Here is an 11,923-nt window from a genome sequence, read left to right as displayed (position 1 = left end):
TTCGATAGGCTGTACCGAACCCGCCCGCCGCATATGCCGCGGTGCCGCGTCGTCTCCCGGACCGGAAGCGGCCGGGAGAGCGGCCGGGAAAGCGGTCGGCCACCCCGGTCGGCAGCGCCCCCAGGGTCCTCGTACACCATCGGATGTCCATCGAACGTCATTCGACAATCACGCAGCTCAAGGAGAGTCATCGAGCGATGGCCGGTCCAGCGTTCCGCGCCGCCGCCGTCCGGGTGCGCGTCCCCGCCACCAGCGCCAACCTCGGCCCGGGCTTCGACGCCCTCGGCCTCGCGCTGGGCTTGTACGACGACGTGGTCGTCCGGGTGGCCGACTCCGGGCTGCACATCGACATCGCGGGTGAGGGCGGCGAGACGCTCCCACGTGACGAAAACCACCTTCTCGTGCGCTCCCTGCGCACCGCCTTCGATCTGCTGGGCGGACAGCCGCGCGGCCTGGAGATCGTCTGTGCCAACCGCATTCCGCACGGCCGCGGCCTGGGCTCGTCCTCCGCCGCCATCTGCGCCGGAATCGTCGCCGCCCGAGCCGTGACCATAGGCGCCGAGGCGCGGTTCGACGACACCGCGCTGCTCGAACTCGCCACCGAGATCGAGGGCCACCCCGACAACGTCGCGGCCTGTCTGCTGGGCGGATTCACCCTGTCCTGGATGGAGGCCGGCGCCGCCCGGGCGATCAGGATGGAGCCCGCCGATTCCATCGTTCCGGTGGTTTTCGTGCCAGGAAAGCCGGTCCTCACCGAGACCGCGCGCGGCCTGCTCCCGCGCACCGTGCCGCACGTCGACGCCGCCACCAACGCCGGCCGCGCCGCGCTGCTCGTCGAGGCCCTCACCAGGCGCCCAGAGCTGCTGCTGCCGGCCACCGAGGACCGCCTCCACCAGGAGTACCGCGCCCCCGCCATGCCCGAGAGCGCGGCGCTGGTGGAGCGGCTGCGGGCGGACGGCATCCCCGCGGTGATCTCCGGCGCCGGACCCACGGTCATGGCGCTGGCCGACGAGGGCACCGCCGCCAAGGTCGAGGCGCTGGCCGGGGAGGACTGGGCCGCGAACCGGCTGAGCCTGGATGTGCGGGGCGCGAGCGTGCTGCCACTCGCGACCTGACACACGGTTGCCGGATTTGGAGAGGGGGAATGTTTGTTGGATCCGGTAGTGTTAACCTCAAGTCTGCACCCGACCCCACCATGGCGAGGTGCCTCGTGTCCCCGTCCGGGACAGACATTCTTCCGGGAGCTCCCCAAGTCGCACTGTGTTTTGTACGTCGTATGTGAGCAGTACGTCGTACGCCGACACTGAGCGGCCCACCGGGCACGCTCCGGAACAGGTGCGACCACGCCACGTGACACTGGGTGCCACGGCTCAAGGAAGCGCCATCACCAGATATCTCTTCCGCCGTTCAGGCGGACCACCGCCCCGGCGCGGTTCACAGAAAACGGACCGAAGCCGGACAGCACAACCGGTCGCCGAGCCAGACAGGCCGACGTCCGCTCCAGGGAAGGACCCTTCGTGAGCGACACCACCGATCTGATGGGCGCACGTGTCGAGGAGACCGCTGCCGCGCCCGCCACGGACGCCTCCGCGCCTGCCACCGGTGCCGGCTCCCGGCGGCGCCGCGGTACCGGCCTTGAGGGCATGGTGCTGGCCGAGCTGCAGCAGGTCGCATCCGGCCTCGGTATCAGGGGCACCGCGCGCATGCGCAAGAGCCAGCTGATCGAGGTCATCAAGGAGGCGCAGGCCGCCGGAGGCGCGGCCCCCGCCAAGAGCGAGGCCGAGGCCAAGCCGAAGCGCCGCGCCACCTCCCGGACCCGTACGGGCGAGGAGGCCGCCGAGAAGAAGGCGGACGCCGCCCCCGCGAAGGCGAAGGCCACGGCCCCCGCCGACAAGCGGGAGAAGGCCGACAAGGCCGACAGGGCCGCCCAGCAGCAGATCGAGATTCCGGGCCAGCCCGCCAGCGACGACGCGCCCGTCGAGCGCCGTCGGCGCCGCGCCACCGCCGACGCGGGCGCTCCCGCGGCGAGCAGCGCCGAGACGGCCGCCGCCGAGGCCAGGAGTGAGCCCAAGGCCGAGACGCCCGCCCCGCAGCAGGCCCAGCCACAGACGCAGCAGCCGCAGGGCGACGCCAAGTCCGAGGCCGGTGAGGGCGGCGGCGAGGGCCGCCGTCGCGACCGCCGCGAGCGCGGCCGGGACCGGGACCGCGGGGACCGCCGGGGCAAGGGCGAAGACCAGCAGGTCCAGCAGCAGGGTCAGGGCAACCAGCAGCAGGGCCGGCAGCAGGGCGGCCAGAGCGACGGCTACGACGACGAGGCGGGCGGCCGCCGGGGCCGTCGCGGGCGCTACCGCGACCGCCGTGGCCGTCGTGGCCGCGACGACGTGCAGGAGCCGCAGATCACCGAGGACGACGTCCTCATCCCGGTCGCGGGCATCCTGGACATCCTCGACAACTACGCCTTCATCCGCACCTCCGGCTACCTGCCGGGTCCGAACGACGTGTACGTCTCGCTCGCCCAGGTCCGCAAGAACGGCCTGCGCAAGGGTGACCACATCACCGGTGCGGTCCGTCAGCCCAAGGAAGGCGAGCGGCGCGAGAAGTTCAACGCGCTGGTCCGCCTGGACTCCGTCAACGGCATGGCGCCCGAACACGGCCGCGGCCGCCCGGAGTTCAACAAGCTGACGCCGCTGTACCCGCAGGACCGGCTCCGCCTGGAGACCGACCCCGGCGTCCTCACCACCCGCATCATCGACCTGGTCTCGCCGATCGGTAAGGGCCAGCGCGGTCTGATCGTGGCCCCGCCGAAGACCGGTAAGACCATGATCATGCAGGCGGTCGCCAACGCGATCACGCACAACAACCCCGAGTGCCACCTGATGGTCGTCCTGGTCGACGAGCGTCCGGAAGAGGTCACCGACATGCAGCGGTCGGTCAAGGGCGAGGTCATCTCCTCGACCTTCGACCGCCCGGCCGAGGACCACACGACGGTCGCCGAGCTGGCGATCGAGCGGGCGAAGCGGCTGGTGGAGCTCGGGCACGACGTGGTGGTTCTGCTGGACTCCATCACGCGTCTGGGCCGTGCGTACAACCTGGCGGCGCCTGCTTCCGGGCGCATTCTGTCCGGTGGTGTCGACTCGACGGCGCTGTATCCGCCGAAGCGCTTCTTCGGTGCGGCGCGGAACATCGAGGACGGCGGGTCGCTCACCATCCTGGCGACGGCGCTCGTGGACACCGGGTCCCGGATGGACGAGGTGATCTTCGAGGAGTTCAAGGGCACGGGTAACGCCGAGCTCAAGCTCGATCGGAAGCTCGCGGACAAGCGGATCTTCCCGGCGGTGGACGTGGATGCGTCCGGTACGCGTAAGGAAGAGATCCTGATGAGCGGTGAGGAGCTCAACATCGTCTGGAAGCTGCGGAGGGTGCTGCATGCGCTTGATCAGCAGCAGGCGATCGAGTTGCTGCTCGACAAGATGAAGCAGACGAAATCGAACGCCGAGTTCCTGTTGCAGATCCAGAAGACGACGCCGATGCCGGGTAACGGCGACTAAGGGTCGGGCCGGCCGGTTTGTTGTCGGCTGCGGGTTCGTTTGTGGCCTGTCGCGCCCACGCGGCGGAGCCGCAAATCGATACAGTCCCGCGCCCCTGACGGGGCGCTTCGGGGCCGCCTCCTTATCAAGGGGGCGGCCCTTTTCGTTCCCTCTGGGGAGACCTTTGCCACAGGTCGGACACAGAGCGTTGTGCAACCCTCGGCCGAGTTTCTCCGTCTGACAGGGGTAACCGGACGGAACGAGAGCTGAGGAGCACATGGCCGCCGAGAGCACGCCGGGGTCCGGCATATCGGAGGAGCGCGGCAGCAGCGGGCTGCGTCACCGCGGCAAGGGCCGCCGCCGCAAGCCCCGCGGCAAGCGCCGCAAGGGGCTGGTGGTCATGGCCTGGACGGCAGCGGGGATCGTGGTGCTCGGCGGCACCGGGGCCGGGTTCCTGTACTTCAAGCTCAACGGCAACATCAAGAGTGTCAACATCGACCAGGCCCTCGGCACCGACCGGCCCGAGAAGGCCGACAACGGCTCCGAGAACATCCTCGTCCTCGGCTCCGACACCCGTTCCGGCAAGAACAAGAAGCTCGGCGGCGGCATCGACGACGGCAGCGCCCGCTCCGACACGGCGATGATCGTGCACGTCTACGAGGGCCACAAGAAGGCCAGCGTGGTCTCCATCCCGCGTGACACCCTCATCGACCGCCCCGAGTGCACCGACACCAAGGGCGACACGTTCCCGGCCGCGAACGGCGTGATGTTCAACTCCGCGTACTCCACCGGCGGCGCCGCCTGCGCCGTGAAGACCGTGGAGTCCATCACCGACCTGCGCATGGACCACTACCTGGAGGTCGACTTCGCCGGCTTCCAGAGGCTCATCGACGAGCTCGGCGGCGTCCGGGTCACCACCACCAAGAACATCAACGACCCCGACAGCCACCTCGACCTCAAGGCCGGCACCCACCAGCTCGACGGCGAGCAGGCCCTCGGCCTGGTCCGCACCCGCCACGGCGTCGGCGACGGCTCCGACCTCGGCCGCATCCAGCTCCAGCAGGCGTTCATCAAAGCCCTGGTCAACCAGGTCAAGAACGTCGGCATCTTCACCAACCCGAAGAAGCTGTACGACCTCGCCGACACCGCCACCAAGACCGTCACCACCGACTCCGACCTGGGCTCGGTGAACTCCCTGATGTCCTTCGCGGGCGGCCTCAAGAGCATCAGCTCCGCCAACATGCACATGGTCACCATGCCGGTCCAGTACGACCCCGCCGACCCCAACCGGGTCCTGGTCCAGAAAGCCAAGGCCCAGCTGGTCTGGGACGCCCTGAAGAACGACAAACCGATCCCCAGGGCGGCAACAGAAGGTACGGCCACAGGTGAAGCCAACGGCGTGGTGAAGTAGTCAAGGGCGCGGGGCTGTATCGATATGCGGCTCCGCCGCGTGGGCGCGAACAACCCACGACAACCCGCAGTCGCCCACAATGATCAAGTGGCACCTCCTTGGGCGAACCCACCCCCGCCCCCAGGGAACAGACAACAGCAACCCCCGGTTTTGGGAGAAGGCCCCAGTCCTGGCAGACTGGTACGTCGGCCCCGGTTCACGCTCCGCATCCCGCGGCAGCGACCCGGCGCCCTCCCGAAACCTAGGAGACACCTTGAAGCGCGACATCCACCCCGCGTACGTCGAGACGCAGGTCAGCTGCACCTGCGGCGCGTCGTTCACCACCCGCAGCACCATCGAGTCCGGCACCATCCGGGCCGAGGTCTGCTCCGAGTGCCACCCGTTCTACACGGGCAAGCAGAAGATCCTCGACACCGGTGGCCGTGTGGCCCGCTTCGAGGCCCGCTTCGGCAAGGCTGCCGCCGGCTCCAAGAAGTAGCGAGCCCCATTTCGCCGGTCCACGGCCGCGCCCTTCCCAGGGTTGCGCCGGGACCGGCGTTTTTGGTCGCCCGCCTTCCCCCTCACCGCAGTACAGGAGCCCAAGATGTTCGAGGCCGTCGACGAACTGGTCGCTGAGCACGCCGATCTGGAGAAGAAGCTCGCCGACCCGGCGGTCCATGCCGACCAGGCGGGCGCGCGCACGCTGAACAAGCGCTACGCCGAGCTCACCCCGATCGTCGCCACGTACCGCTCCTGGAAGCAGCACGGCGACGACATCGAGACCGCGCGCGAGCTGGCCGCCGACGACCCCGACTATGCTGCTGAGTTCTCCGCAGAGATCAAGGAGCTGGAGAAGCAGCGCGAGGAGCTGACGGAGAAGCTCCGCTTCCTGCTGATCCCGCGCGACCCCAGCGACGACAAGGACGTCATCCTGGAGATCAAGGCGGGCGCGGGCGGCGACGAGTCCGCCCTGTTCGCGGGCGACCTGCTGCGCATGTACCTGCGGTACGCCGAGCGCGTCGGCTGGAAGACCGAGATCATCGACGCCACCGAGTCCGAGCTGGGCGGCTACAAGGACGTCCAGGTCGCGGTGAAGGCCAAGGGTCAGACGGAGCCGGGGCAGGGCGTCTGGGCCCGCATGAAGTACGAGGGCGGCGTGCACCGCGTCCAGCGCGTGCCGGCGACCGAGTCCCAGGGCCGTATCCACACCTCCGCGGCCGGTGTCCTCGTCACCCCCGAGGCCGAGGAGATCGACGTCGAGATCAACCCCAACGACCTTCGCGTCGACGTCTACCGGTCGTCGGGCCCGGGCGGACAGTCCGTCAACACCACCGACTCCGCGGTGCGCATCACGCACATTCCCACCGGAGTCGTCGCCTCCTGCCAGAACGAGAAGAGCCAGCTGCAGAACAAGGAGCAGGCACTGCGTATCCTGCGCTCGAGGCTGCTCGCCATAGCGCAGGAGGAGGCGGAGAGGAACGCCGCCGACGCCCGCCGCAGCCAGGTCCGCACCGTCGACCGCTCCGAGAAGATCCGTACGTACAACTTCCCGGAGAACCGCATCTCGGACCACCGCGTCGGCTTCAAGGCGTACAACCTGGACCAGGTCCTGGACGGCGACCTCGGCGCGGTGATCCAGGCATGCGTCGACGCGGACTCGGCGGCGAAGCTGGCAGCCACGTAGGGGTGTGTCATGGGGTCGGGCCGGAGGAGAGGTGCGGTACCTGATTAGCTGGCGACCCCGGCACAGCCCATGACACACCCCGTACGGCACGTAGGAGTACTGAGCACCGGAGGACTTAGGTGAACCTGCTGCTCGCGGAGGTGGCCCAGGCCACCCAGCGGCTGGCCGACGCCGGCGTGCCCTCGCCGCGCAACGACGCGGAGGAGCTCGCGGCGTTCGTGCACGGCGTCAAGCGGGGGGAGCTGCACTCCGTGAAGGACTCCGACTTCGACGCCCGCTACTGGGAGGCCGTGGCCCGCCGTGAGGCCCGCGAGCCGCTCCAGCACATCACCGGGCGCGCCTACTTCCGGTACCTGGAACTCCAGGTCGGGCCCGGGGTGTTCGTGCCGCGGCCCGAGACCGAGTCCGTGGTCGGCTGGGCCATAGACGCCGTACGGGCCATGGACGTCGTCGAGCCGTGCATCGTCGACCTGTGCACCGGCTCCGGCGCCATCGCGCTCGCCCTCGCCCAGGAGGTGCCGCGCTCCCGGGTGCACGCCGTGGAGCTGTCCGAGGAGGCCCTGGTGTGGACCCGTAAGAACGTGGCGGGCTCCAGGGTCGACCTGCGGCAGGGCGATGCCCGTACGGCCTTCCCCGACCTCGACGGCCAGGTCGACCTGGTCATCTCCAACCCGCCGTACATCCCGCTCACCGAATGGGAGTACGTCGCCCCCGAGGCGCGCGACCACGACCCCGGGCTGGCGCTGTTCTCCGGCGAGGACGGCCTCGACCTGATCCGCGGCCTCGAGCGCACCGCGCACCGGCTGCTGCGGCCCGGCGGTGTCGTCGTCATCGAGCACGCCGACACCCAGGGCGGCCAGGTGCCGTGGATCTTCGCAGAGGACCGCGGCTGGACCGACGCCGCCGACCACCCCGACCTCAACAACCGCCCGCGGTTCGCCACTGCCCGCAAGGCGCTGCCGTGAGCACCCACAGGACTTCACCAACGCAGTACGTGTACGAGGAGGCCCGCTAGACATGGCTCGGCGATACGACACCAATGACGCGACCGACCGTGCGACCGGCCTGCGCGAGGCCGCGTCCGCCGTCCGCCGTGGCGAGCTCGTGGTGCTGCCGACGGACACCGTGTACGGCATCGGCGCCGACGCGTTCTCCGCGGAGGCCGTCGCCGACCTCCTGGAGGCCAAGGGCCGGGGCCGCAATATGCCCACGCCCGTCCTCATCGGGTCCCCGAACACCCTGCACGGGCTCGTCACGGACTTCTCCGAACTGGCCTGGGAACTGGTCGACGCGTTCTGGCCGGGCGCGCTGACGCTGGTCGCCAAGCACCAGCCGTCGCTGCAGTGGGACCTGGGCGACACCCGGGGCACGGTTGCCGTGCGCATGCCGCTGCACCCGGTCGCCATCGAACTGCTCACCGAGGTCGGCCCCATGGCCGTGTCCTCGGCGAACCTCACCGGGCACCCGGCGCCGGAGGACTGCGACGCCGCGCAGGAGATGCTCGGCGACTCCGTCTCCGTGTACCTGGACGGCGGCCCCACCCCGGGCAACGTCCCCTCCTCGATCGTCGACGTGACCGGCCCCGTGCCGGTGCTGCTGCGCGAGGGCGCGCTCTCGCCGGAAGAGCTGCGCAAGGTCGTACCCGACCTCGAGGTGGCGAATTGACGGCCCCTGACGCGGGGCGTGGCATAGGCAACGGGGAGCGTGCTGCGGAGATCACGACCACATTTGTCGGGCTCCCGCGCGACACCTTCCGCATCCTCCACGTCAGCACCGGCAACGTGTGCCGCTCGCCCATCACCGAGCGGCTGACCCGCCATTTCGTGACGCAGCGGCTCGGTGTGCTGGGCGGCGGGCTCATCGTGGAGAGCGCGGGGACCTGGGGCCATGAGGGGGCGCCCATGGAGTCGCACGCGGAGACCGTGCTGGGCGACTTCGGTGCGGATGCGTCCGGCTTCGTGGGCCGGGAGCTGCTGGACGAGCATGTGATCCGGGCCGACCTTGTGCTGACCGCTACGCGGGATCACCGGGCGCAAGTGATCTCGATGGGGCACTCGGCGGGGTTGCGGACGTTCACGCTGAAGGAGTTCACGCGACTGGTGAAGGCCATAGATCCCACGACGCTGCCGCCGCTGGACGAGGGGCTGGTCATGCGCGCACGTGCGCTGGTGCGTGCGGCCGCGGCTCTACGCGGGTGGCTTCTTGCGCCTACGGCCGAGGCGGACGAGGTGTACGACCCGTACGGGGCGCCGCTGACGTTCTTCCGGTCGATCGGGGACGAGATACACCAGGCGCTGGATCCGGTGGTCACGGCGCTTACGGGGGTGCCGGCGCGGGCGTGAGCCGGTCCTACGTCGGTGCCGTGGACGTTTCTCGGGACGGCGCCCGGCGCTGGTGGCCGTGCCCACCCGTCCCGCCCCAGTGGGACGACTGCCAACGGCGGTCGGCTGGCTGCGGCGGGCGGTTGCGGGGTGGTGTAACAACTCGGGCGGTTGTGGGCTGCCGGGCCTACATTGGTCGTACGTCACCGTCGACGTCCGGAGTCCACCATGACGGTCACCCCTGCCATCGAGGCCGACGTCCTGCGGAGTCAGGACCCCGAGCTCGCCGAGATTCTGCTCGGTGAGCGGGAGCGGCAGTCGACGACGTTGCAGTTGATCGCGGCGGAGAACTTCACGTCGCCGGCGGTGCTGGCCGCGCTCGGGTCGCCGCTCGCCAACAAGTACGCGGAGGGGTATCCGGGCGCGCGGCACCACGCAGGGTGCGAGATCGTCGACGTGGCCGAGCGCATCGCCGTAGAGCGGGCCAGGAAGCTCTTCGGTGCCGAGCACGCCAACGTGCAGTCGCATTCGGGGTCTTCGGCCGTACTGGCCGCGTATGCCGCGCTGCTGCGGCCGGGGGACACCGTGCTGGCCCTCGGGCTGCCCTACGGCGGCCACCTCACGCACGGCTCGCCCGCGAACTTCTCCGGCCGCTGGTTCGACTTCGTCGGCTACGGCGTGGACGCGGAGACCGGGCTCATCGACTACGACCAGGTGCGCACCCTCGCCCGTACGCGCCGGCCCAAGGCGATCGTGTGCGGCTCGATCGCCTACCCCCGGCACATCGACCACGCCTTCTTCCGCGAGGTCGCCGACGAGGCCGGGGCGTATCTCATCGCCGACGCGGCCCATCCCATCGGCCTTGTCGCCGGGGGAGCGGCGCCGAACCCGGTGCCGTACGCCGACATCGTGTGCGCCACCACCCACAAGGTGCTGCGGGGGCCGCGCGGCGGCATGATCCTGTGCGGGAGCGAGCTGGCCGAGCGGGTCGACCGGGCGGTGTTCCCCTTCACGCAGGGCGGCGCCCAGATGCACACGATCGCGGCCAAGGCGGTCGCCTTCGGGGAGGCGGCCACCCCGGCGTTCGCCGCGTACGCCCATCAGGTGGTCGTCAACGCGCGGGCGCTGGCGGCCGGGCTGGCCGCCGAGGGGCTCGTGGTCACCACCGGCGGCACGGACACGCACCTGATCACCGCCGACCCGGCGCCGCTCGGCGTCGACGGCCGCACCGCCCGCGGCCGGCTCGCGGCGGCCGGTGTCGTCCTGGACTGCTGCGCACTGCCGCACGGCGACGCCCGCGGGCTGCGCCTGGGCACGGCTGCGGTCACCACCCAGGGGATGGGGGAGAGGGAGATGGCACGGATCGCGGCCCTCTTCGGGGAGGTGCTCAGGGGTGCGACCGAGGCGTCGAAGGCGCGTGAAGAGGTGCGGGAGCTGGCCGGTGGATTTCCGGCGTATCCGCGCTGAACCGGGGGAGGGGGACATCCGTACACAGCCACACGTGCAACCATCGTCGCTACCCGGAAGTCCCCAACCATATGCGCACCTCGCTAGGGTGTGGGGCTGTACTGGCCAGCGAGACCTGTGGGGAAGCCCGTGCGTGAATACCTGCTGACGCTCTGCATCACGGCCGCGGTGACGTACCTGCTGACAGGGCCGGTGCGAAAGTTCGCGATCGTGGCGGGGGCGATGCCGGAGATCCGGGCGCGTGACGTGCACCGGGAACCCACTCCGCGGCTCGGCGGGATCGCGATGTTCTTCGGCCTGTGCGCGGGCCTGCTGGTCGCCGACCACCTGACCAACCTCAACGAGGTCTTCGCGAAGTCCAACGAGCCGCGCGCCCTGCTCTCCGGGGCCGCCCTGATCTGGCTGATCGGTGTCCTGGACGACAAGTTCGAGATCGACGCCCTGATCAAGCTGGGCGGCCAGATGATCGCCGCCGGCGTGATGGTCATGCAGGGCCTGACGATCCTGTGGATCCCGGTGCCGGGCGTCGGCACGGTCGCGCTGACCCAGTGGCAGGGCACGCTGCTGACGGTGGCGCTGGTCGTCATCACCATCAACGCGGTCAACTTCGTGGACGGCCTGGACGGTCTCGCGGCCGGCATGGTGTGCATCGCGTCGGCGGCGTTCTTCATGTACGCCTACCGGATCTGGTATTCGTACGGCATCGAGGCCGCCGCCCCGGCCACCCTGTTCGCGGCGATTCTGATGGGCATGTGCCTGGGCTTCCTGCCGCACAACATGCACCCGGCGCGGATCTTCATGGGCGACTCGGGCTCGATGCTGATCGGCCTCGTGCTGGCCGCGGGCGCGATCTCGGTCACCGGCCAGGTCGACCCGGACCTGATGAACCTGTTCACCGGCTCCGAACGCAACTCCGTGCACCAGATGGTGCCGGTCTACATCCCGCTGGTCATGCCGCTGACGATCATCGCGATCCCGGCCGCCGACCTGATCCTGGCCATCGTCCGGCGCACCTGGCGCGGTCAGTCGCCGTTCGCGGCGGACCGGGGGCACCTGCACCACCGCCTGCTGGAGATCGGCCACTCGCACAGCCGGGCCGTGCTGATCATGTACTTCTGGTCGGCGCTGATCGCCTTCGGCGCGCTGGCCTACTCGGTCAACGCCGCGTCCATGTGGATCGTCCTGGGCGTGGTCTTCCTCAGCGCCATCGGCCTGGTCCTGCTCCTGCTGCCGCGCTTCACGCCGCGTGCCCCGCACTGGGCCGAGGGCTTCGTGCCGCCGCGGTACCGGCGGCGCCGGGCGGTGGCGGAAGAGGAGCCCGCTGCCGAGTGCCCGGCCGCGGAGGCCGCCCCGGCAACCGAGTCCGGCTCGCCCGCCTCGTCCGCCTCGCCCGCCGAGGAGCACCGCACCCCCGTGGTGAACGGGGTGCCCCGCGTCAACGGCGCGACCGCCCTCGGTGCCCGTTCGCGTCCGCTGGACCGGCGTAAGGCCGGAACGCCGCGCTGACCTCCCGTACTGACGCCAAGGTAAGAAT

Annotated in this window: 10 protein-coding genes; all 10 read left to right on the top strand. The window is 70.2% G+C overall.

Annotated features, from left to right (window positions below; all coding sequences use genetic code 11):
* Positions 1 to 197 precede the first annotated feature (197 nt).
* The 10 genes from thrB (at position 198) to H8R17_RS30855 (ending at position 11,895) form a co-directional block, all read left to right on the top strand.
* Positions 198 to 1,115, top strand: coding sequence for a homoserine kinase (gene thrB / locus H8R17_RS30900; RefSeq protein WP_187826510.1), 918 nt, complete (start codon positions 198 to 200; stop codon positions 1,113 to 1,115).
* 402 nt (positions 1,116 to 1,517) lie between these two features.
* Entirely contained in the window at positions 1,518 to 3,548 is a 2,031-nt protein-coding gene (gene rho / locus H8R17_RS30895; protein ID WP_187826509.1) for a transcription termination factor Rho, read from the top strand.
* 256 nt (positions 3,549 to 3,804) lie between these two features.
* A complete protein-coding gene (locus H8R17_RS30890; RefSeq protein WP_187826508.1) occupies positions 3,805 to 4,938 on the top strand; it encodes an LCP family protein in 1,134 nt (377 codons plus the stop codon).
* Between the two features lie 253 nt (positions 4,939 to 5,191).
* Positions 5,192 to 5,416: a 50S ribosomal protein L31 gene (rpmE, locus tag H8R17_RS30885; RefSeq protein ID WP_014675000.1), complete on the top strand. Its 225-nt coding sequence runs from the start codon at positions 5,192 to 5,194 to the stop codon at positions 5,414 to 5,416.
* Positions 5,417 to 5,521: 105 nt separating this feature from the next.
* A complete protein-coding gene (gene prfA, locus H8R17_RS30880) occupies positions 5,522 to 6,601 on the top strand; it encodes a peptide chain release factor 1 (protein ID WP_187826507.1) in 1,080 nt (359 codons plus the stop codon).
* Positions 6,602 to 6,720: 119 nt separating this feature from the next.
* Positions 6,721 to 7,566, top strand: coding sequence for a peptide chain release factor N(5)-glutamine methyltransferase (gene prmC, locus H8R17_RS30875; RefSeq protein ID WP_187826506.1), 846 nt, complete (start codon positions 6,721 to 6,723; stop codon positions 7,564 to 7,566).
* Between the two features lie 52 nt (positions 7,567 to 7,618).
* A complete protein-coding gene (locus tag H8R17_RS30870; protein WP_187826505.1) occupies positions 7,619 to 8,266 on the top strand; it encodes an L-threonylcarbamoyladenylate synthase in 648 nt (215 codons plus the stop codon).
* The gene (locus H8R17_RS30865) at positions 8,263 to 8,943 is read left to right on the top strand and encodes a protein-tyrosine-phosphatase (RefSeq protein ID WP_187826504.1); all 681 of its coding nucleotides are present in this window, start codon (positions 8,263 to 8,265) and stop codon (positions 8,941 to 8,943) included. Before H8R17_RS30870 ends, H8R17_RS30865 begins: the two co-directional genes overlap by 4 nt.
* A gap of 207 nt (positions 8,944 to 9,150) precedes the next feature.
* Entirely contained in the window at positions 9,151 to 10,389 is a 1,239-nt protein-coding gene (gene glyA / locus H8R17_RS30860; RefSeq protein ID WP_187826503.1) for a serine hydroxymethyltransferase, read from the top strand.
* A gap of 129 nt (positions 10,390 to 10,518) precedes the next feature.
* Positions 10,519 to 11,895: an MraY family glycosyltransferase gene (locus tag H8R17_RS30855; RefSeq protein WP_187826502.1), complete on the top strand. Its 1,377-nt coding sequence runs from the start codon at positions 10,519 to 10,521 to the stop codon at positions 11,893 to 11,895.
* Positions 11,896 to 11,923: the final 28 nt, after the last annotated feature.

The sequence above is a fragment of the Streptomyces sp. TRM68367 genome, assembly GCF_014495685.1.
GTDB lineage: Bacteria > Actinomycetota > Actinomycetes > Streptomycetales > Streptomycetaceae > Streptomyces.
The sequence above is the reverse complement of the archived record's forward strand: the minus strand, read 5'-3'. Positions and strand labels throughout refer to the sequence as shown.